Below are 21,736 nucleotides of genomic sequence, written 5' to 3'. Positions count from 1 at the left end.
TTTATCTTTTCTAAATGCGCCCCTGTTTGAGGCGCTTTATTTGTTGTTATTTAATTTGCGTAAAGCCAAGCTCAGAAGTGGCGCCAAAGTGATCTGTTACATTCGCTGTAATTGATGCAACTTTGACACTTGGTTTCCAATTGGCTTTTGCGTTGCCATGTGTATCTGTAGCAACTGTTATTGTTCCTAAATATTGCTCAGCTTCTTTTGAAGTCGCTTTTTGGTTGCCAAAAAACTCAACTTGATAGCGCTGGTTTGGTAAACCATTAACTTCGATATTAACTGAACCATTATTTGCTGTTAACTTAGGTGCTTTAATACCCTGATTAGGTTGAGGGTTACAGCCTTGTTCATTTGGTTGAGTACAAGTTTTTTGTAGTTTAGATGGCTCAATCACTACACCGCCACCACGTGAACCAACAAAACCTTCATGTTCAAGTGCAGGTACACCAAATACTATTGCACCTAAACGCTGATTTGGCACACATGATCCACCCGCTTCACAGCGTTTAATATCTTTAGAATTGTCCCAAATTAAGTTTTTAGTCAATGTAATTCTTGCATTTGCATCTTTTTCTGAGCGAATGGCAACACCAATACGGTTACCATGAACTTTATTGCTATCAAGAATGTTGCCATCACCAGTCATATTTAGACCAATCGAGTTATTGGTCATTTCGTTGTAGGCAATATAGTTACGCTTGCCCCAATTAATCTGTAAGCCATCCGAATAATTTTCAAACTTATTACCAACTACAGCATTGTCGTTCCCCCACAAGATTTCAATACCTTGTGAAGGCTCAGGGTTTACTTTAGTAGAAATAAAATGGTTATTTGCAATCAGGTTAAAAGCAGCGCCACGTGTTAGCTCTAAACCATCACCATTGTCTTGGAAAATGTTATCTAAAACTTTGTTGTTATTTGTAGTGGTTGCTGTCGGATTACCTTTACCATCATCGCCCGTAATCATGACACCAGCACCACCATAGTTATTACTAATACGGTTATGCTGAATAAGGTTATTGCTTGAACGGTTAACCAATACCCCAATACAGAAGCGATGGATATCTAATCCTTTTAAAGTCACGTTATTGACATCACGTAGTACAAAACCCGGTAAAGTCATAGTACGGACATTAGTACCATACTGCTCAGGGTTTGCACCTGGGCAAGCTTTTGCTCCTTCGCCTTTAATGTAATTTGATCCATTAATTGCGATGTATTCACCAGTTTTATCCCACTCTGTACCAATAATTTTGACAGGCGCTTTAATTTCAGGAAGTGCACTATTTAATTTAATCGCATAAGGTGCTTTGCCTACTGCCTGAATCAAAATATCACTTGCTTCACTTGGGTTAGCATTAGCTTGCTCAATTGCCCAGCGTAAAGAACCTTTGTTGCTATCATCTTGATACCGATCAACAACATAAGTTTGTGCTGCGGTTATTCCTGAAACCATTAAACCTAATGCAAGAGTAGTTAAACGTAATGTATTCATTTCATCATATCCTTATGATTTATGGGTTTGTTGGTTGAACGGTTTTTAAAATCTGTTTGAGCTTAGTCACATCGATTTGACCCGGCGCAGAAGCCTGACCAATCATGCCAAAGCTATAACTTCCGCCCATATTGGCAGTCGCAACACGAGAAATCGTACCTAATTGCCCCATCGACATTGTCAATAATGGCTTAGTGGTTTGCTGACTTACTTTTAAAGTGGCATTCATTAAAGTGAAGACGTCTTGTTTAGATTTCGGCATTACCGCAATTTTGAGAATATCTGCACCCATCTGATCTTGTTTTAACAAGCGTTTTTCAATTTCATCTTGGCTTGGTGTTTTTTGGAAGTCATGATTAGACATAACAACCAGCACTTTCTTTTGATGTGCTTTTTGAACAATTTCTGAAACTACTTTTTGATCACGGAACATTTCAACATCTAACCAGTCCATGAACGGATTTTTTAAATAAGCTTGATAAGTCTTCGCATAATCAGCATCGCTAATTTCGAGCTGACCACCTTCATTTTTAGTACGAATGGTGGCGATCATTGGCTTATGACCTAAAATCTTTTTCAATTCATGTCCTAATGCAATCACTTGTTTTGTATCACTTGCAAAACTGAGTAAATCGATACGAAACTCAGCTAAATCAGCATCCGCTGTATTTGCAATGACTTGAGCTTGAGCTAAAGCTTGCTCTTTAGTTTTTGCAGTGATCGGAACAATCGTTTTAACTGTTGTCATAGCAGGTTGTGTCTGGGCAGCCAAAGCAACAGGTTCAGCATTCACCTGTGCTACAAAAAATGGGAGTGTAAGCAAACTTAAGCTTAATAATGTTTTCATTTTCATATCATTCATCCTTAAAAAGGCTACACATATCCATGAATAATCAAGTGTAGCCTTAGGTGTTCCTTAAATATCAAAAAATACAGTTTCGTTATCGCCTTGAATACGAATATCAAAACGGTAAACAACTTCACCATTCTCTTCAAAACGTTTAGCAACAAGAGTTTGGCGACGCGGTGCCCACTCAATGCTATTTAAGATCGGATCATTAGCATTTGCCTCAGCTTCATCGTCAAAATAAACACGTGTATGAAGACCTAAGTTAATACCGCGAGCGAAAATGACTAATGCAATATGTGGTGCCTGAGTTGAACCTTTACGGCCAACTGTCGCGCCTGGTTTAATCGTATTGAAGCTCCAAATGCCTGTTTCAAAGTCTGCACCTGTACGGCCCCAACCTTGAAATGCTGGATCAGCTTTTTGCTCACGTGTATCTGCCTGACTTGGGTAAATACCATTTGCATCAGCCTGCCAAATCTCAATGAGTACATCTCGTAACGGTAGACCTAAACCGTCAAATACTTGACCTTCAAGACGAATACGCTCGCCTTTGGTTTGGTCTTGTACTAGCTGGTTATTAAAGTTGTTTTCGAACACTTCAATATTTGCTTGTTGTGGCAATAACCCAATATGAACGTAAGGACCACCTGTTTGAGATGGAGTTTCTTTTAATTCCTGAAAATTCCAGTTATTCATGCTCGTGCTCCCGATTAAGTCAATTCGTTTTCGAAGTAAGTCGCTCGACGGCCACGTAAAGTGATGTCAAAACGGTAACAACGGCTATCAGCTTCGATAAAGTTGTTTTTATCTTCTAGTGCAATCAAGGCACGACGTTGATCTTCAGAAGGAATCGTTTTTAAGATCGGGCAAGTATCAATGAGCGTATCGCCTTCAAAATAAAACTGCGAAATTAGGCGCTGAGCCCAACCATCAGCAATTAAAGAGAAATGGATATGCGCAGGACGCCATTCATTAATGCGGTTACGCCATGGGTATGGACCTGGTTTAATGGTACGGAAAATATAAAAACCGTTTTCATCAGTTAAGGTACGACCACAACCACCAAAGTTAGGATCCATTGCACCAATAAACTTGTCGTTCGGATGGCGATAACGACCAGAAGCATTGGCTTGCCATACTTCTAGAAGTGCATTTTTTACAGGACGACCAAATTGATCACGAACATAACCATGCACAATGACACGCTCACCAATTGGTAAACCATCTTTGGCATAGTTCAAAATCAAGTCGTTATCTTTTGGACCGAACAAGTTTGAAGAAAAATGCGGCGCAGTAACTTCTGTTAGAGTCTCGTTAATAGAGATCAATGCATTTTTTGGCGAACGCAATACACTTGTTTTATAACCTGGCGTATACGCTGGTGGATGATCATCTGTATTACGTTGGGCGTAAGCACCCCAGCTATGTTGTGACATCTTTATCTCCTTAATCCTGTTCTTTCGCTGCAACTGAGTTGACTTCTATTCCCAACTCTTTAAAGACTTCTTCAGCCATATGCATTGCAGCGTTTGCAGCAGGTAAACCTGCATAGAGTGAACTGTGTAAGATCAACTCTTTTAAATCTTCTTTAGTTACACCATTGTTGAAACAAGCGCGTAAATGCATGCGTAGTTCATCTTCACGGCCAAGCGACAATAAAATTGCGATAGTGACTAAACTACGTGTATGACGCGGTAGGCCCGGACGAGACCACACCTCACCCCATGCGTAACGGCTAATAAAATTTTGAAAATCTTGGTTAAAGTCATTTAAGTTTTGCAAAGATCGACCAACATGCTTTTCACCCAAAACTTCCGTCCGCACCTCGATGCCTTGTTTATAGCGTTGTTCATCATTCATCGTGATAGACCTCTATTAAGTTGCATCGGTATGCGCAACAAGTGATTTAACAAATACAGCAACAGCCGCAGCAGACGCCGGAATTAGTAATAAGCTAAGAATGGCAGTAAATGACCAATCATTACCAAGTAATACAGCCCCAATCCAAGCACCAAATACCGCACCGAAACGACCAATACCTGTCATCCAAGACACGCCCGTAGCACGGCATTGTGTTGGATAGAAACGAGCACTCAAAGCTGGCATTGAAGATTGTGCACCGTTAATTGCGATACCAGCACAAAGCACCAATACAGCAAGCAATGTTGAGTTTCCTAAGCTTTGCCCAACAGCAATCGCAAATAGACCCGCAGCAAAGTAGAAAATGGCAATGACTCGGTTCGGGTTGAATTTGTCCATCGCCCAACCGATGAACAATGCACTTACCACACCACCGAACTGGAATAATCCACCGATAAAAGCAGCACGTTCCATTGAAGCACCCGTTTCACGCATCAATGTTGGTAACCAGCTTGTAAGCAGGTAAACAACTACTAATCCCATGAAATAGGTCAACCAAAGTAAAAGTGTTCCTTTCGCATAAGGTTTAGAAAACATAATCCCAAAGACATTTTTCTTTTGAGCTGTTTCAGTTTTCTCTTCAGGTACATGAAATGCAGTGGCATCTTGAACCTGAGTTGGTGCTATATGATTTAAAATTTTGCGTACTTTTTCTGGGTTTTTACCTTTAACAATTAAGAAGCGGTAAGATTCAGGTAAAACTAAAACCACTAGAACCATTAAAATTAAAGGTGACCAACCACCAAGTAAGAATAGACTGTGCCAACCATAGGTCGGGATGAGCCAACTGCTAATAAAACCACCTGTTGCCATACCTAAGTTGTAACCACAGAACATACATGTCACGAGCAGTGAACGAATGCGAGTTGGACAGTATTCAGAAAACAATGTAGTGGCATTTGGCATCGCTGCGCCCAAACCAATACCTGTCAAAAAGCGTAAAACAACAAGGCTATCTAAGTTGGTTGCATAAGCAGAAGCTAAGGTAAAACCACCAAATACAAGCATTGAAATAGCTAGAACAATTTTTCGGCCAAAGCGGTCAGCTGTTGGGCCAGAAACCAAAGCTCCAATAATCATTCCACCAAGTGCAGCACTCATTACTGGACCTAACTGAGAGCGATCAACACCCCAGTCCTGAGCCAAAGCTGGAGCAATAAAACCCATTGCAGCAGTATCGATACCATCAGTAAAAATAATCAAGAAACAGATGATTGCGATCATCCATTGATATTTACTGAGTGGAGCATCATTAATTAATGCTTGAGCATCGATACTTTTGTTTGGTGTAGCGTAATCCTGAGACGCCATATTTGCCTCCTTAAGGCCAATTCCTTTTAAACTACTAAGCTATTAGATTTGTTGAATAAACCTAGTCAATTCCTGAGTAAATCTTTGCGGTTGCTCAATATTAGAAAGATGAGATGCTTCCAATTCAGCAAGCTGACTATTCTTAATAGCCTTCTGCATAAACTCAGCATCGACTACTGTAGTTACCGGATCTTCTGTTCCTGCAATCAGCAACACTGGAATTTGAATTTCTCCAATTTCATCTCTTAAATCAGCATATGCTAAAGCACGACACGCATTGGCATAACCTTGTGCTGGTGTGTTTGCCAGACTTTGAATCGTCGTTTGTGCAACTACATTATGTTGATAGTCGAATTTTTCGCTAAACCAACGTGTATGTGTGGTTTTTACCAATTCAGCGAGCCCATTTTGTTCTACTGATTCGGCACGACTTAACCACGCTTCAGCCTGTCCAATTTTGGCTGCCGAGTTCGCAACGGTAATACTTAGAAAGCGCTCTGGGTAATGGATAGCTAACCAAAGCCCTGTAATTCCGCCCATTGAAATGCCACAAAAATGAGCTTTTTCAATATCTAAGGCATCTAAAATATCAACCACATCTTCAGCTAAGTTTTGCAATGTGGTGTCAATAATTACATCACTTTCGCCATGACCACGTGTGTCGTATGTAATGACATTAAAATGACTTTTAAGCTCATCTACTTGCCGCTGCCACATTCCATGATCTGTTCCTAACGAGTTAGATAACACAAGTGCTGGAGCATCTTTTAATCCATCGGTATATACAGCGAGCTGTTTACCTTGTCGATTGGTTATAAGCTGTTTCACTTTATGTCTCCTCCCTGTGCTTCTTGCAGAACAGCATCAATTTGAGCTTGAATGTTGCCCAAATAGTTTTCTGCTTTAAATATTTCCAAAATTTCTGTTTGACTAAAATGTTCTTTTACTTCATCTAACTGACTAACAACCTCAGATAAATGCTGCTTTTGAGCCACGGCTATTTTACAAGCTGCTTCAACAACATGATGTGCATTTAAACGTCCAATTTTTGGAGCAAGCGCCATCATCACAGCTTCTGCCATAATCAGCCCCTTGGTACACTCAAGGTTCTGCTGCATATGCTCAGTATTAACTTCGAAACCTTGTAAAACTTCACCAGTACGACTTAATGCGCCAGCGCAAAGCTGAAAAATTTCAGGAACAGCTAACCATTCTGCATGCCATGCACCTAAGCTACGCTCATGTTCCTGTACCATGCTTTGATAGATGCTCGACATAAGTGCTGGTACACGATTTGCTGCTGCAAGTACTGAAGCTGCTGCGACTGGATTACGCTTATGAGGCATGGTCGATGAACCACCACGACCTTTCGCGGTTGGCTCAAATAACTCTGCAATTTCAGTTTGCATCATGAGCGACCAATCACGTGCCATCTTGCCCGTATTCCCAACAATCATGCCAAGCACACTTGCGATTTCTACAATACGGTCGCGCTCACCATGCCATGTACTTGTCGGTACAGTCAGATTTAGTTTTTTGGCAAATGCACTGACCACAGATGAACCTTGATCTTGCAAAGAAGCTAAAGAACCCACAGCCCCACCTAACTGAGCAGTAAATACACGTGATTTCATTGCATTTATACGATCTAAATCACGCTTAAATGCAGAAGCCCAGCGAGCGAGTTTATGTCCTAAAGTGATTGGCAAAGCTTGCTGTAACCATGTACGCCCAATCATGACTTGATAACGATATTGCTTGGCTTGTTGTAATGCAGTCGCATAGCAGTGTTGAAGTTGAGCTTCTACAATATTCAACGCATCACGGCATTGCAAAATACAAGCTGTATCTAAAATATCCTGACTTGTTGCGCCCCAATGCACATAACGTGAAGCATCTTCATCAACATCTTTAACAATTGCCGTTAGTTGTTTTACGAACGGAATTGCAATGTTTCCAGCTAAGCCAGTTGCCACGGCTAAGGCTGAAAAGTCAAACTTTTCTATTGCTTGCTCAGCTACTTGGGTAATGGTGTTAGCCGCATTTTGAGGAATCACGCCAACTTGTGCCTGTGCTTGAGCTAACGCGACTTCAACCTCAATCATATATTTGATTAAAGATGAGTCACTAAAGATGTCGGTGACATCTTTTTGATAAAACAAACTGGCATATAACTGGCTCATGATTAGACTCTCTCAATAATCAAAGCAATACCTTGACCTACACCAATACACATTGAACATAAGGCATAACGACCACCTGTTTGTTCAAGCTGGTTTAATGCTGTAGTGACTAAGCGTGCACCTGATGCACCAAGTGGATGACCCAAAGCAATTGCACCACCGTTTGGATTTACTTTGTTGCTATCGTCTGGCAAACCTAAATCACGGGTCACTGCCAAAGCCTGTGCAGCAAAAGCTTCATTCAACTCAATCACATCCATCTGATCTAAAGTCAGGTTGGCTTGTTTAAGTAGTTTTTTAATGGCTGGCGCTGGAGCAAAGCCCATAATGCGTGGTTCTACACCCACCGCTGTTGAAGCAATGATCTTGGCACGTGGTTTGAGGTTATAAGCTTGAACTGCTTCATCAGAAGCAATTAGCAATGCGGCTGCACCATCGTTAATCCCTGAAGCATTCCCCGCAGTGACTGTGCCATCTGCTTTAACTACAGGTTTAAGTTTGCTTAAACCTTCAAGCGTAGTCGATGCACGTGGATGTTCATCAGTATCAATCACAACAGCATCACCCTTACGCTGAGGGATTTCAACTGCCACGATTTCTTTAGAAAAAAAGCCTTTGGCTTGCGCGCTTGCGGTGCGTTGTTGGCTCACCAAGGCAAACTGGTCCTGATCTGCACGATTTACGTTGAACTGTTCAGCCACGTTTTCGGCAGTCTGGGGCATGGTGTCTACACCATACAATTCTTTAAGTTTAGGGTTAATGAAGCGCCAACCCATGGTGGTGTCTTCAATCTTCTGGCTACGGCCAAAAGCACTGTCAGACTTACCCATCACATAAGGTGCACGGCTCATGCTTTCCACACCACCTGCAATCACCAAGTTCGCTTCACCTGCTTTAATGGCACGAGCAGCAATAGCAATCGCATCGAGTGAAGAACCGCACAAACGGTTAATGGTGGTTGCTGGAACCTGATACGGTAAGCCAGCAAGTAATGCTGACATACGACCAACATTACGGTTATCTTCACCAGCTTGGTTAGCACAGCCATAGATCACATCATCGACCTGTTCCCAATCTACATTAGGGTTACGCTGAATTAAGGCTTTGATCGGCACAGCGCCAAGGTCATCGGCACGGACCGGTGCAAGACCACCGGCATAACGGCCGAATGGAGTACGGATGGCATCGATGATATAAGCGTTTTTTAATGTCATTTCCCTACTTCCTTACCCTTGGGTCGCATCAATCAAAGTGGCACCAGTTAAAGCCTGTAACTCATCAAAGCTAAGACCTTCAACTTTCTCAATCACTTTTAAACCGTCTTTGGTCACATCAATCACACAAAGATCGGTGTAAATACGGTCTACGCAGTGTTTACCCGTAATTGGATAAGTCAGCTCAGCCACAATCTTTGGTTCACCTTGCTTGGTCACATGGTCTGTAGTGATAAATACTTTCTTAGCACCTACAGCCAAATCCATCGCACCACCTACGGCAGGAATCGCATCTGGTGCCCCCGTGTGCCAGTTCGCCAAATCACCATTCGCTGCAACCTGAAAGGCTCCTAGCACGGCAATATCAAGGTGCCCACCACGCATCATGGCAAAAGAATCACCATGGTGAAAAAAGCTGCCGCCTTCAAGCATGGTCACAAACTCTTTACCCGCATTAATCAGTTCAGGATCTTCTTCACCTGCTGCTGGTGGCGGGCCAAAGGCCAACAGGCCATTTTCAGAATGAAGGAAAATATCTTTATCGTTAGGTAAGTAGCTTGCAATCTTGGTTGGTAAACCAATGCCTAGGTTCACATAGGCGCCATCGGGAATATCTTGTGCCACACGTTTTGCAATCTGGTCACGGCTGAGTTTCTGGTAGCTCATGTTATTTCTCCTTATTGCTTACTGTGCGGGCTGTACTTGTACAACGTGCTGTACAAAAATACCTGGGGTGATGATGTGTTCTGGATCTAGGCCACCGAGTTCAACCACTTCAGAAACCTGAGCAATGGTGACATCTGCAGCCATGGCCATAATCGGGCCAAAGTTACGTGCAGATTTACGGTAAACCAGATTGCCCCAGCGATCGCCCTTGTAAGCTTTAATCAAAGCAAAGTCTGCTTTGATTGGATATTCAAGTACGTAATCTTTCCCATCAATCTCACGGGTTTCTTTCCCTTCAGCTAAAAGTGTTCCAAAACCTGTTGGGGTAAATACAGCGCCTAGGCCCATACCAGCAGCTTGAATACGACAAGCCAGATTACCTTGTGGTACTACTTCAAGCTCAACCTTTCCAGCACGGTACAATTCATCAAACACATAAGAGTCTGACTGACGTGGGAAAGAGCAAATCACTTTTTTAACTGAACCAGCTTTAAGAAGTTTAGCCAGACCGTAATCACCATTACCGGCATTGTTGCTGACAATGGTTAAATCTTTAATACCCAGTTCAATAAGACCGTCAATGAGTTCAGCGGGTTGTCCTGCGGTACCAAAACCACCAATTAGAATGGTTGCACCATCTTTAATTTGCGATAGAACCTCGCTTAGTGAGGACTTACTTTTGTCAATCATTAGACAACTCCATTGTGCTCATTGAAGAAGAGAAAGGTAAGAGAATAGGCATACTGGGGTAATAAGATAGATAAATATTTCACTCAATCCCGAGTGTTTCCCTTAGATTTCCCTTTTGATTATTTTTGATAATTTTCAGATTTTGATCTAGTAAGCTACATACACTTTTGTTCGATTTAGGATTTTTTTGTTCGACTATCGAACATTATCTAATTAAATTACATAATGATGTTATCTACTTCCGCTATAAAAAAATATAAATTATTTTGAATAGATGTGTAGAAATGAAATGTATACTTAGGCTATTTAAAAATAAAATAGCCTGCTATTAAGTATAGAAAATATTAAGATTGTGATTGCAGAATCAAACGCGCAAGTTCTAAATCATCGGGATAAGTAATTTTTATATTATCAGACCGTCCCATAACTACATGTACGCTCTCCCCCATAAACTCAAGCGCGCTTGCCTCATCAGTAATAGTCAAATTATTAATTAGCGCTTGTTCAATCGCCTTTTTAAGTGTCCCAATTTTTGCAATTTGAGGAGTTTGAGCCTGCCACAATAACTCTCGACTTACCGTTTTATTAATCTGCTGTTCTTTATCTACAAGCTTCAACGTATCGCGCACAGGAATTGCCAAAATAGCACTTTGATTTGAACTTATCGCATGCAAAACAAGAGCATTTAAGCAATCAAGGGTTACACAAGGTCGTGCAGCATCGTGTACCAACACCCAATCATCTTCATCTGTAATTTGTGACAGATAATTTAGCGCATTTAAAACCGAATGGACTCGCTCAGCACCACCATTACAAAAATGTGCCTTATGCTTTTCGCTAAAAGCTAAAGTAGAAGCAAGAGTATCCTGCGCACCAATTGCTAAGACATAGCCAGCTAATGGAAGCTCAGCTAAACGCTTAACAGTATGCTCTAACACTGTCGCATCTTGAATGTATTGATATTGCTTTAATTCAGTTTTGGAAAATCGACTTCCAGAACCAGCAGCAGGAATAACTGCCCATAGTTTAGTCTGGGATATCTGGTGATGGAGGTGTCTCATTAGTTTCCAAATCTACTTTAGCGTTCGGGTCAATATAAATAGGTTTATAATTAGTACTGATCGTACTCATTTGAACAAATGTTTCGTGAGGCTTAACCAAACCAAGATCCAGACGAGCATGTTCTTCTATCGCTTCCGTACCATTTTTTAGGTCGAAAACCTCAGCAGCCAAAATACGGTTTCGCTCTTTAAGCTCATCATTTACTTCAGCTTGTTGTTGAATTTGCTGCATAAGTGCTTGATGAGGAAAATAACCACCCTCACCTAACCAGAACTGATATTGCAATATAGCTACTAAAACAATAACCAGTAGCAAAATAAGTTTGCTTGAAGTGGATCGAAATACTTCTAACATAGCATTAAGAGCTTTAATTAAAAACTTTATTAAGTTTTTGTATTGTATGACAATTTACAAGCGACATGCAAAATTCCTGCAACATTCCTGCAAAACTATGAATGGCCATATTACTTTAAATTGACCATTGTGACATGTTTCATTTTGTCAAAATTAAACTCAATTGGAAAGGAAAATAATGTTTATAAACACAACTGTTTATAAATCAATCTATGCATATAAAAGTTACTGTTAAGAATGATTAAAAACTGCCAATATCATCGAAAAACCAGCAACCACCAACATACAATCTAGCAATAAATCAAAAGTTTTCTCAGACATCTTTATTACAAAAGTTTTGCCAATATAATTGCCAATAATTAGAGAAAAACCAACAGCAACTCCCGCAATTAAAATATTTTGTTTTAAAACGCCTAGTGCACCAAAAGTTAAGCTTTTTGTTACGTAGATACCAAATGAAGCGGCAGCCTCAGTCGCCAAGAGAGCCCCCTTCGTTAAACCGAAACCATTAAAAACTGGGAGTAATAAGGGGCCTGTCGAAAAAACAACACCTGTGATATAGCCCAGCACTCCCCCAGCAATGACCATTTGCCATGAACTAAATTTAAAACTATGACGTTTGGCGTAATGTCTAATCGGTATTAAACAGAAGAAAAATACACCTATACATAAGTTGGATAACATAGGTGACATCACCCATAATGTATTGGCTCCTAGTATCGTTGCTGGTATGCCCAAACTTGTAAATAAAAGAAATGCTCTAATATTAAGCTCTTTACGCCACATTATCACACGTGAAATGTTCCCCATAATTGCAGCAATTGCCATAATAGGTACAGCAAGTTTGGCCCCAAAAATATAAGCAAGAATTGGTAATAAAATAATTGATGATCCAGTTCCAACCACTCCACTAATCAGCCCTGAAAGAACTCCAATAAAAGCAAGTGCCACATAGATCATAGGCCAAACCAAAATAATTATTCTTAAGAGACTACAATAATCTATGTTTTAAAATCGCACTACGAATTTCATTTATTTTTAATTAATACACGATCACACATCTTTTGCACTTTTAACCAATAACCACTTAAAAACTATAGTTTTTTGATTTTTTTTTGCTATGAATTTTAAATCTACGCTATCTGTAAAATTTTAAAAAGCGAGATAAAAATGGATCTTTCTAATATTTTTATAGGTGATACCACATGGGGCTTTGCTTTAGAAATTCTAATAAGATGCACTGTCATGTTCATTATTATCATTAGCTTTTTAAGACTATCTGGTAAACGTGGTATTCGACAACTCTCTTTATTCGAATTGGCTATCATTTTATGTTTAGGATCTGCAGCTGGTGACCCTATGTTTACTAAAGACGTTCCAATTGCACACGCTTTAGTGGTTTTTGTTGCAATCCTCTTTTTATATCGCCTTATCACTTGGGGCATGGTAAAGCACAAAAAAATTGAAACATTGTTAGAAGGAAGAGCTCTTTGCGTCATCAAAGATGGTCTTTTGGTCTACAAAGATTTTCAGAAACAAATATATTCTCACGATGAATTTTTCTCAGAAATGCGGCAACAGAATGTAGAACATTTAGGTCAAGTCAGAACAGCCTTACTTGAATCCGATGGGATTTTGAGTTTGCTTTATTATGAGGATGAAGACGTTAAATGGGGTCTTCCTTTATTTCCCGATGCCTATAACAAAGCTAGAGTACTTAAGACGAATACTTTTTATTCTTGTATGAAATGTGGCGAGACTAAGGTTTTAAATAAACTCGATCAAGAATGTTCTCGTTGTCATCATCATAGTTGGGCTGAATCTTTAAAAACTCGGCGTTTAGGATAAATAAAAAAGTGCTATTTCTAAGAAGTAGAAATAGCACTTTTATTTTAAATATTAATTTGTCATCAATATTTAAATAAGCAAAGTATTATTCAAAAGATTAGTTTAAACCTTTGAACTCAGCTTTACCGCGGTAAGCCGCTTTAGTCATTTCTTCAATACGAAGCAATTGGTTATATTTAGCTACGCGGTCAGAACGGCAAAGTGAACCAGTTTTAATTTGACCAGCTGCTGTACCCACTGCCAAATCAGCAATAGTTGAATCTTCTGTTTCACCAGAACGGTGAGAAATAACAGTTGAGTAACCATTTGCTTTAGCAAGGTAGATTGCATCTAAAGTTTCAGTCAATGTACCAATCTGGTTGTATTTGATAAGAATCGAGTTACCAACTTTCTCATCAATACCACGTTGTAAAATCTTAGGATTAGTTACGAATAAATCGTCACCAACCAATTGGATTTTATCGCCAAGGATTGAAGTTAAGTAGCTCCAACCTTCCCAATCAGATTCATCTAAACCATCTTCGATTGAAATAATCGGATATTGATTTACAAGACCAGCTAAGTAATCTGCAAATTGATGACTTGTAAATGCACGGTTACCTTCACCTTCTAAAACGTATTGACCGTTTTTGTAGAATTCTGAAGATGCACAGTCAAGTGCAAGCATCATATCTGAACCAGCTTTATAACCAGTTTGTTCAATTGCTTGAAGAATTACAGTAATTGCTTCTTCATTTGAACGAAGGTTAGGCGCAAAACCACCTTCATCACCCACAGCAGTATTCAAACCTTGTTTCTTTAAAACCGATTTTAAAGAATGGAATACTTCAGCACCAGCACGCAAAGCTTCAGCAAATGAAGTGAAGCCTACTGGCTCAATCATAAACTCTTGAATATCAACAGTGTTATCTGCATGCTCACCACCGTTCAAGATGTTCATCATCGGTACAGGCATTGTCAAAATTGTTTGACCACGAAGATCTGCGATGTATTGGAAAAGAGGAAGTTTCTTTTCTTCAGCAGCAGCACGCGCAGCAGCCAATGACACAGCCAAAGTTGCGTTAGCACCTAATTTTTCTTTGTTTTCAGTGCCATCAAGCGCGATCATTGTGTTATCAATGTCTTTTTGCTCAAAAACTGATTTACCCAACAAAGCATCACGAATTAACGTATTAACGTTATTAACTGCTGTACGAACGCCTTTACCTAAGTAACGTGATTTATCACCGTCACGCAGTTCTAAAGCTTCACGAGAACCAGTTGAAGCACCAGACGGTGCACATGCACGACCAACAACGCCAGATTCTAAAATTACGTCTGCTTCGATGGTTGGGTTACCACGAGAGTCCAAAATTTCACGTGCACGAATGTCAACGATTTGGCTCATGAACAATTCCTCTGTTGAATGAATAACGAGATGCAGATTACTGCATCAATGGGTGTCTAACTTTTTGAATCCTTTAACTAAAGTATCCAATTCTTTTATTTGCGCCAAGAATGGCTCAAGTTGTGACATACGTAATGCACAAGGTCCATCGCATTTTGCATGTTCTGGATCTGGATGAGCTTCCAAGAATAGCCCAGCCAAGCCAGTTGCCATTCCAGCACGTGCTAAAGTTGTAATTTGAGCACGACGACCACCTGCCGAATCAGCACGACCACCAGGGGTTTGCAACGCATGTGTCACATCAAAGAAAACTGGCACATTCATTTCTTTCATGATGTCAAAGCCAAGCATATCTACAACAAGATTGTTATAACCAAATGCTGAACCACGTTCACAAAGAATGAGTTTGTCATTTCCTGCTTCTAAACATTTGTGCAGAATATGACGCATTTCATGAGGTGCTAAAAACTGAGCTTTCTTAATATTAATGATAGCTTGTGTTTTTGCCATCGCTTCAACAAGATCAGTCTGACGACTTAAGAAAGCAGGTAACTGAATAATATCGGCTACTTCTGCAACTAGTGCAGCTTGATATGGCTCATGCACATCAGTAATGATCGGAACATTAAAATGCTTTTTAATATCACCTAACCATTCAATACCTTTTTCAAGTCCAGGGCCACGGAATGAATGTAGACTAGAACGATTTGCCTTATCGAAACTCGCTTTAAAAACATAAGGAATTTCTAAACGTTTGCAAATATCTACATACGTTTCTGCAATTTCAAAAGCTAAATCTTTTGATTCAAGTACGTTCATTCCGCCAAATAATACAAATGGCAAATGATTTGCCATTTGTATATCGCCTAAACGTACAACTTCTTGTGGTTTTAATTGTGACATTTAAACTTTCCCAGTTTATTTAAATCGCATTATTTACTTTTTTGATGCTGAGTTTTCGCAGCGTCAATAAAACTAGCAAATAATGGATGTCCATCACGTGGTGAACTTGTAAATTCCGGGTGGAATTGTACAGCAATAAACCAAGGATGTTCAGGAATTTCTACAGTTTCAACCAAATGTTGTGCTGAAGAATAACCAGAAATTTTCATACCAGCTTTTTCAATCGACTCGATGAAACGGTTATTCATTTCATAACGGTGACGATGACGTTCAGTGATTTCAGCCTTACCATAGACTTCACGTGTTTTTGTGCCTTCAACCAATTCTGATTTTTGTGCACCTAAACGCATTGTTCCGCCCAAATCAGATTCAAGACTACGTTGTTGTAATTCACCACGCTCATCCAACCATTCAGTGATTAAACCAATAAGTGGATATTTTGTAGAGCGGTTAAATTCTGTAGAAGAGGCTTCTGGCATACCTGCAACATGGCGAGCATATTCAATAACTGCCAATTGCATGCCTAAACAAATTCCTAAGAAAGGAATACGATTTTCACGAGCGTACTGAATAGCTTTCATTTTGCCTTCAGTACCACGTTCACCAAAACCACCCGGAACTAAAATTGCATCAGCTGTACTTAAAATAGATACATCTTGACTCTCAAGCTCTTCAGCATTGACGTAATCAATTTGTACTTTTACGCGATTCTTAATACCAGCATGTAATAATGCTTCATTTACAGACTTATAAGCATCTGGTAATTCAACATATTTACCTACCATAGCTACACGTAAAGTGTATTCAGGATTCAATAATGCTTCGACTACATTGTCCCAATCTTCTAGATTTGCTTCTGGAAGATCATTAAATCCAAAACGTTCACAGATCAAGTCGTCAACATTTTGCTCATAGAATGTACGTGGAATTTGATAAATTGTTTTCGCATCTTTACATACCACTACAGCACGCGCTTCGACATTAGTGAACAATGCAATTTTGCGTTTAGTATCAACATCTACATCATATTCAGTACGGCAGATCAGAATATCTGGCTGAATACCAATTGAAAGTAACTCTTTTACAGAGTGCTGAGTTGGTTTAGTTTTCAACTCTGCTGCCGATTTAATATATGGCAACAAGGTTAAATGCATAAGCATGGTACGTTTATGACCAAGCTCAACCATTAACTGACGAACCGACTCCATGAACGGTAATGATTCGATATCACCTACGGTGCCACCAATTTCTACAATAGCAACATCATAGCCTTCGCCTGCGCGAAGAACACGTTCTTTAATATTATCGGTAATATGAGGAATAACCTGAACTGTACCACCCAAGTAATCACCACGACGCTCTTTATTTAAAACGTCTTGATATACGCGACCACTCGTAAAGTTGTTTAGCTTGGTCATTTTAGCGCGACGTAAGAAACGTTCGTAATAACCCAGATCGAGGTCGGTTTCTGCACCATCTTCGGTAACAAAAACTTCACCATGCTGGAATGGGCTCATTGTCCCTGGATCGACATTAATATAAGGATCCATTTTAACCATTGTGACTTTTAAGCCACGAGCTTCCAAAAGTGCAGCAACAGAAGCAGCAGAAATACCTTTACCTAGTGATGAAACCACACCACCAGTGACAAAAATAAAATGGGTCATTAAGTTTCTCATACAATCAAGCCGAAATCGGCCTACAATGTTTGGCAATTTTACTGTACTCTGCCCCTATAAAGCAAAGTCAAACCGCATCAATTCAAAGAACAATAAACAACTGGTTATTCTAGCAGCATTTTTAATAAAAAATTAGCTCAATCTCACATGATTTTTTCATTGCTATTTACTGTTATAATGTCAATTCCTCAATTAAATGTTGTTTAGGGCAATGGCAAATAAAAAACTTTTAATCTGTGCTGCAATTGCGGCTGGACTATTGTTAACCGCATGCGTTAAAAAAGAGACACCTAAAGAAGAAGAGCAAGACAAGGTTGAAACTGCTGTTTCAGAACCTCAACCAGCGAAGCCTGCAAAATTTGAGTCTTTAGAGAGTGTGGATACTCATCAAGAAGCTCAAGTTGAAGCACAACCACAAGTTGAAGTTCATCGTGAAGAAACAAACAACACTACAACTGAAATTCGCCGTGAAACTCGTCCTGCACATTCTGATGAATCTTCACAGACACAAGTTGCTGAACAACCTAAATCTGAGACACCAAAAGTAGAACCTAAACCAGAAAAGAAAACTGAGGCTAAAGCAGAACCTAAAGCTGAAAAAGCTCAGTCAAAACCAGCTAAGGCAACTGAATCTGCTAAGACAGAAGATGATGCAGTGGCTGCTGCAATTGCCGCTGCAACACCAGCGCTTAAGAACTAAGCGTGTCGTATAATGCCCAAATTAATTTTTTGATTTGGGCATTTATATAATATTCATAATAAAAATAAATTTAATTTCTTTGCTTTTATCTTCAAAACTTCTTTGTCTATCATTTCGGGACAATCTAGTTTCATCCATTCAAAAATCATTGACTCCAACCCTATCTACTTATACTTTTTATCAACAAGTTCCTTTTTGGAACCTATTAATAAAAAGATTGGAGCAAGAAAATGAAAACAGCTTTAAACCGTGTACCCGCCTCTTTTCCAGTACGTCGTATGGACTACAATTTTGAAAATATTCCACGTTATTGGTGCAATCACGAGCCCTCACTCACCCATTATTTCACAGGTCTTTCTACTTTGTTTCCCGAAGGAGAATCATACTTTGTTAGATCTGTCCGCGCTTTACGTGCTAAAGCAAAAGAGAATGAAACTTTAGACAGAGAGATTGGTGCGTTCATTGGCCAAGAAGCAATGCATTCTAAGGAGCATCATGCTTTTCATGTTAGTGCACAGCAGCATGGTTTAAATCCTGAGTCTCTAGAAAAAGCAACAGGGATTATTCTTAAAGGTATTGAAAAAGTTTTTAGCAAAAAATGGAATTTACTTGTAACGGTTGGTTTAGAGCACTACACCGCAGTACTTGTAGTTAGCATGATGCAATCAGTAAATGAGCTTATGACTGATACAACTATTCGTAACTTATGGCTATGGCACAGCGTAGAAGAAACCGAACACAAAGCTGTTGCATTCGACTTATATCAGCATTTATATGGCAACGGATTAAGTGCTTATATTCCACGTATTTCAGTATTTACTTTTAGTTTAATCCTGATTACCGCTTTTTCGACCATTTACCAAATTGTTTTAATGAAACGCGACAAACAACTGACTAATTTTAAAACTTGGCGCAACTTTTTTGGTTTTGCAAGCACACAATATAAAGCTTTAATTCCAAAGTTTCTTGAATATTATCGTTTTAACTTTCACCCCAACCAAACAGATGAGAAAGCTCTGGTTGCTGCTACCAAAGTAAAACTTGGAATAAATGATAGATCACTACTTTTATCTTAAAAAGTAAAAAATAAAGCCCAAAGTCTGGGCTTTATTTATGCATCTGATGATTGTCTATTTATTACGTTCAATTAAAAAATAATCAGACATGAGACGTGCTGCCCATGAAGTGCTACGCCACCCTTCATAAAATGCACAATGACTCCCCTTTTTAGTTGTCACTACAGCTACAGTACTCATTTGTTGAATTGGCTCTTTATATGGCTCCAAATTTTTAATTGAACAAACTGGGTCATCTTCAGCATTCAGAATCACTAATGGAATTTTAATATTCTCAAAAACATAAATCGGGTTAATAGATTTACAGTAAGTTTCGTAATCTTGAAAACCAGCCATTTCGAAGTACTCTTTTTCAAATTCTTCTAAATTGGTAGTCGATAAAACTTTTTCTAAAGATGCAATTTTGCTCCACGTATTTTGATACGGATAAATAAAATACTTAAAGAGCTTTTTGGTCATCATTTTACTGTAAAAAGGATGAACATTTTTAAAACCAATTTCCGTGTTATAACCTGGACACATCGCAAAGGCAGCTTTAAAAGGCGTATCTTCACCTTGCTCACCCAAATAGCGAACAAGCAAGCCTGTACCTGCCGATGAACCTACCGCATATAAATCTGATGTGGGAAATAAGCTTTGAATATGGTCAAGCTGTTCTTTTAAATCACGAGTAGAACCAAAAAGAGAAATTTGTGGCACAGGCATTGGTAAACCTGCGTGACCACGGCGAAGACATAATGCAATTCGCCAGCCTGTATATTGATTTAAATCGCGTACCAACTCACGCATACTCTCAGGAGTACCTGTAATGGTATGCATGATTACAACCGTTGGTGTATCTGCTGGTAAATTATAGCCATACCAAGCAATTGCGGTAATACCGCCATCACTCATCGTAAGTTGATCAATCCGGTCATATTCCAATTTTATTGATTGTTTTCTAATAAGATCGAAATAGAGTAAATGAACATGATTATTCGTCAACCAAGGTGTAGGACGATATTTCTGCTTGAGTTGAGGGAGCTTCTCCAACACATCTTTTATTTGTCCTTGAGGATCATAATAAACTTTTGGATGCTCCGCCCCTAATACTAAATCGAACAACTCTGAACCGAAATCTTTAATTTTACTAAAAACAGATATGCCCATATCCAATGACTACCTATGACTATGAGTGAAATGATTGCCGCACCAAAGCTGCAATCTGCCTTCCCCAAATTTCGTAAACTTCCTTACTTGGATGAAAACCATCACTTGCCATTGACAAATTCATGGCTTGAAAAGTTTCAATATCGTATTGAAGAAACTTAAACTGGCTCTGTGGTGCTAACCATTGCTGTAATTTTTGATTCATTTGCTCTGCATATTGCCCAAATAACCAAGCCAATGGATTGGGTAAAGCTGGGAAATGTTGCATTGGAGGCACTCCAGAAACAATGATCAGTTTTGGTTGAAAACGTTTCTGAATATGCTCAAATAATTGTTTTTGTTGTTGTATCCATGATTTGGCAGAAGTCAACTTAGTAACATCATTTACACCAATAGATGTGACAATTACATCATACTTCCGCTCTTCTAAATGCTGTAAAGCATGAAAAACTTGTCGGGTCGTATCACCAGTTTTGGCATGAAGTTTCCACTGGAGGAAAAATTCATTTTGCAGTTCTTGAATAATAGCACCAGACAAAGCATCTTTTTGTGTTTGTACACCCACGCCAGCTGCTGCAGAATCTCCCAAAATAAGCAGAGATAAGGGCTTGCCTTGACCAATGCTACCTTCTCGTTCACCTTTAGGCTCTAATAAACGTGGAGTATTCTTTCGGACTTTATTGCCTTGCACAAATAATACAGGCAATAAAAGCAATGTTGAAAGTTTTAACCACATTTAATATACCTCAAAAAACTTAGGCTATTTAATAAAAAACTATTGAGGTTTGAACTGAGTAATTCTTGCACCCATTTGTTCAGCCAATGCAGCTAAACCACTCATTGGACGAATCATTACTTCAAAGTCAATAATTTTACCGTGCTCATTAAAACGGATCATATCAATCCCTTTCAATGATTTGTCACCTACATTCGCACTAAACTCAAGCACTACATTTTCGCCATCTTCTGTGTAGAATTCTCTGTGATAGGTAAAGTTTTCAAATACCTGAATCACGTTAGTAAGAATAAAGAAAACAACTTGTCTTCCCTCATAAGGTTTATAAGCAACTGGTGAACGGAAAACAACTTCATCTGCGAGCAAATCATTTAAGTTCGATAAGTCGTTTGATTGAATCATGTGGTGCCATTTTTCTAATGACTGTTTCGTTGTTTCAAGTGTCATTTTTCTTTTCCTTCAAATTGGTTTTAGTAGTGAGCATTCTCTTATTTAAGACAATGCTCACTT

The 21,736-nt window shown here is 39.3% G+C and carries 23 protein-coding genes; 3 read left to right on the top strand and 20 right to left on the bottom strand.

Features of this window, described 5'->3' with window-relative positions:
• Positions 1–46: 46 nt before the first annotated feature.
• The 14 genes from B554_RS0115760 to B554_RS0115695 form a co-directional block, all read right to left on the bottom strand.
• Positions 47–1,498, bottom strand: a complete 1,452-nt coding sequence (locus B554_RS0115760) for a NosD domain-containing protein (RefSeq protein WP_019458802.1) — start codon at positions 1,496–1,498, stop codon at positions 47–49.
• A gap of 19 nt (positions 1,499–1,517) precedes the next feature.
• Positions 1,518–2,345 carry a type I 3-dehydroquinate dehydratase gene (aroD, locus tag B554_RS0115755; protein WP_081400429.1) on the bottom strand — a complete coding sequence of 276 codons (828 nt, stop codon included), beginning with the start codon at positions 2,343–2,345 and terminating at the stop codon, positions 1,518–1,520.
• Between the two features lie 69 nt (positions 2,346–2,414).
• Positions 2,415–3,044: a protocatechuate 3,4-dioxygenase subunit alpha gene (gene pcaG / locus B554_RS0115750; protein ID WP_019458800.1), complete on the bottom strand. Its 630-nt coding sequence runs from the start codon at positions 3,042–3,044 to the stop codon at positions 2,415–2,417.
• A gap of 14 nt (positions 3,045–3,058) precedes the next feature.
• On the bottom strand, positions 3,059–3,784 hold the full coding sequence (gene pcaH / locus B554_RS0115745) for a protocatechuate 3,4-dioxygenase subunit beta (RefSeq protein WP_000077913.1): 726 nt from the start codon (positions 3,782–3,784) through the stop codon (positions 3,059–3,061).
• Positions 3,785–3,794: 10 nt separating this feature from the next.
• The gene (pcaC, locus tag B554_RS0115740) at positions 3,795–4,208 is read right to left on the bottom strand and encodes a 4-carboxymuconolactone decarboxylase (RefSeq protein WP_019458799.1); all 414 of its coding nucleotides are present in this window, start codon (positions 4,206–4,208) and stop codon (positions 3,795–3,797) included.
• Positions 4,209–4,223: 15 nt separating this feature from the next.
• The gene (locus B554_RS0115735; protein WP_019458798.1) at positions 4,224–5,579 is read right to left on the bottom strand and encodes an MFS transporter; all 1,356 of its coding nucleotides are present in this window, start codon (positions 5,577–5,579) and stop codon (positions 4,224–4,226) included.
• A 42-nt stretch (positions 5,580–5,621) separates the two neighbouring features.
• Positions 5,622–6,407: a 3-oxoadipate enol-lactonase gene (pcaD, locus tag B554_RS0115730; protein ID WP_019458797.1), complete on the bottom strand. Its 786-nt coding sequence runs from the start codon at positions 6,405–6,407 to the stop codon at positions 5,622–5,624.
• Positions 6,404–7,762 (bottom strand): 3-carboxy-cis,cis-muconate cycloisomerase, encoded by a 1,359-nt coding sequence (gene pcaB / locus B554_RS0115725; RefSeq protein ID WP_019458796.1) that lies wholly within the window; start codon positions 7,760–7,762, stop codon positions 6,404–6,406. Before pcaB ends, pcaD begins: the two co-directional genes overlap by 4 nt.
• Positions 7,763–7,764: 2 nt before the next feature.
• Complete coding sequence (gene pcaF, locus B554_RS0115720) at positions 7,765–8,976, bottom strand: 3-oxoadipyl-CoA thiolase (RefSeq protein ID WP_019458795.1); 1,212 nt, start codon at positions 8,974–8,976, stop codon at positions 7,765–7,767.
• A 12-nt stretch (positions 8,977–8,988) separates the two neighbouring features.
• Positions 8,989–9,642: a 3-oxoacid CoA-transferase subunit B gene (locus tag B554_RS0115715; RefSeq protein ID WP_019458794.1), complete on the bottom strand. Its 654-nt coding sequence runs from the start codon at positions 9,640–9,642 to the stop codon at positions 8,989–8,991.
• A gap of 18 nt (positions 9,643–9,660) precedes the next feature.
• Positions 9,661–10,332: a 3-oxoacid CoA-transferase subunit A gene (locus B554_RS0115710; RefSeq protein ID WP_019458793.1), complete on the bottom strand. Its 672-nt coding sequence runs from the start codon at positions 10,330–10,332 to the stop codon at positions 9,661–9,663.
• A gap of 344 nt (positions 10,333–10,676) precedes the next feature.
• Positions 10,677–11,393: a 2-C-methyl-D-erythritol 4-phosphate cytidylyltransferase gene (ispD, locus tag B554_RS0115705; protein WP_019458792.1), complete on the bottom strand. Its 717-nt coding sequence runs from the start codon at positions 11,391–11,393 to the stop codon at positions 10,677–10,679.
• Complete coding sequence (gene ftsB / locus B554_RS0115700) at positions 11,359–11,748, bottom strand: cell division protein FtsB (RefSeq protein ID WP_004701341.1); 390 nt, start codon at positions 11,746–11,748, stop codon at positions 11,359–11,361. The genes ispD and ftsB overlap by 35 nt, the downstream gene beginning before the upstream one ends.
• A 231-nt stretch (positions 11,749–11,979) precedes the next feature.
• Entirely contained in the window at positions 11,980–12,708 is a 729-nt protein-coding gene (locus tag B554_RS0115695; RefSeq protein WP_019458791.1) for a sulfite exporter TauE/SafE family protein, read from the bottom strand.
• A gap of 210 nt (positions 12,709–12,918) precedes the next feature.
• Between B554_RS0115695 and B554_RS0115690 the strand changes: the two genes are divergently transcribed.
• Positions 12,919–13,596 (top strand): DUF421 domain-containing protein, encoded by a 678-nt coding sequence (locus B554_RS0115690; protein ID WP_019458790.1) that lies wholly within the window; start codon positions 12,919–12,921, stop codon positions 13,594–13,596.
• Between the two features lie 97 nt (positions 13,597–13,693).
• On the opposite strand, the gene eno is transcribed toward B554_RS0115690, so the two are convergent.
• Genes eno through B554_RS0115675 form a run of 3 tightly spaced genes read right to left on the bottom strand, consistent with a single transcriptional unit; the run spans position 13,694 to position 17,553 of the window.
• Complete coding sequence (gene eno, locus B554_RS0115685) at positions 13,694–14,983, bottom strand: phosphopyruvate hydratase (protein ID WP_004701335.1); 1,290 nt, start codon at positions 14,981–14,983, stop codon at positions 13,694–13,696.
• Positions 14,984–15,028: 45 nt separating this feature from the next.
• Positions 15,029–15,886 carry a 3-deoxy-8-phosphooctulonate synthase gene (gene kdsA, locus B554_RS0115680; protein WP_019458789.1) on the bottom strand — a complete coding sequence of 286 codons (858 nt, stop codon included), beginning with the start codon at positions 15,884–15,886 and terminating at the stop codon, positions 15,029–15,031.
• A gap of 29 nt (positions 15,887–15,915) precedes the next feature.
• Complete coding sequence (locus B554_RS0115675; RefSeq protein WP_004701331.1) at positions 15,916–17,553, bottom strand: CTP synthase; 1,638 nt, start codon at positions 17,551–17,553, stop codon at positions 15,916–15,918.
• A gap of 223 nt (positions 17,554–17,776) precedes the next feature.
• On the opposite strand from B554_RS0115675, the gene B554_RS0115670 reads away from it, so the two are divergent.
• Positions 17,777–18,265 carry a hypothetical protein gene (locus tag B554_RS0115670; RefSeq protein ID WP_004701329.1) on the top strand — a complete coding sequence of 163 codons (489 nt, stop codon included), beginning with the start codon at positions 17,777–17,779 and terminating at the stop codon, positions 18,263–18,265.
• A 230-nt stretch (positions 18,266–18,495) separates the two neighbouring features.
• Positions 18,496–19,341: a metal-dependent hydrolase gene (locus B554_RS0115660; protein ID WP_019458787.1), complete on the top strand. Its 846-nt coding sequence runs from the start codon at positions 18,496–18,498 to the stop codon at positions 19,339–19,341.
• Positions 19,342–19,395: 54 nt separating this feature from the next.
• Here B554_RS0115660 and B554_RS0115655 read toward each other — a convergent pair whose 3' ends face one another.
• The 3 genes from B554_RS0115655 to B554_RS0115645 are packed head-to-tail and all read right to left on the bottom strand — an operon-like array spanning position 19,396 to position 21,673.
• A complete protein-coding gene (locus tag B554_RS0115655) occupies positions 19,396–20,490 on the bottom strand; it encodes a YheT family hydrolase (RefSeq protein ID WP_019458786.1) in 1,095 nt (364 codons plus the stop codon).
• 19 nt (positions 20,491–20,509) lie between these two features.
• Positions 20,510–21,226: an SGNH/GDSL hydrolase family protein gene (locus tag B554_RS0115650; RefSeq protein WP_019458785.1), complete on the bottom strand. Its 717-nt coding sequence runs from the start codon at positions 21,224–21,226 to the stop codon at positions 20,510–20,512.
• A 39-nt stretch (positions 21,227–21,265) separates the two neighbouring features.
• The gene (locus tag B554_RS0115645) at positions 21,266–21,673 is read right to left on the bottom strand and encodes a nuclear transport factor 2 family protein (RefSeq protein WP_019458784.1); all 408 of its coding nucleotides are present in this window, start codon (positions 21,671–21,673) and stop codon (positions 21,266–21,268) included.
• Between the last annotated feature and the right edge of the window lie 63 nt (positions 21,674–21,736).

Origin of the sequence: Acinetobacter sp. GG2 (assembly GCF_000292385.1) — a bacterium.
GTDB lineage: Bacteria > Pseudomonadota > Gammaproteobacteria > Pseudomonadales > Moraxellaceae > Acinetobacter > Acinetobacter seifertii.
This window is presented reverse-complemented; position numbering and strand designations above follow the sequence as displayed.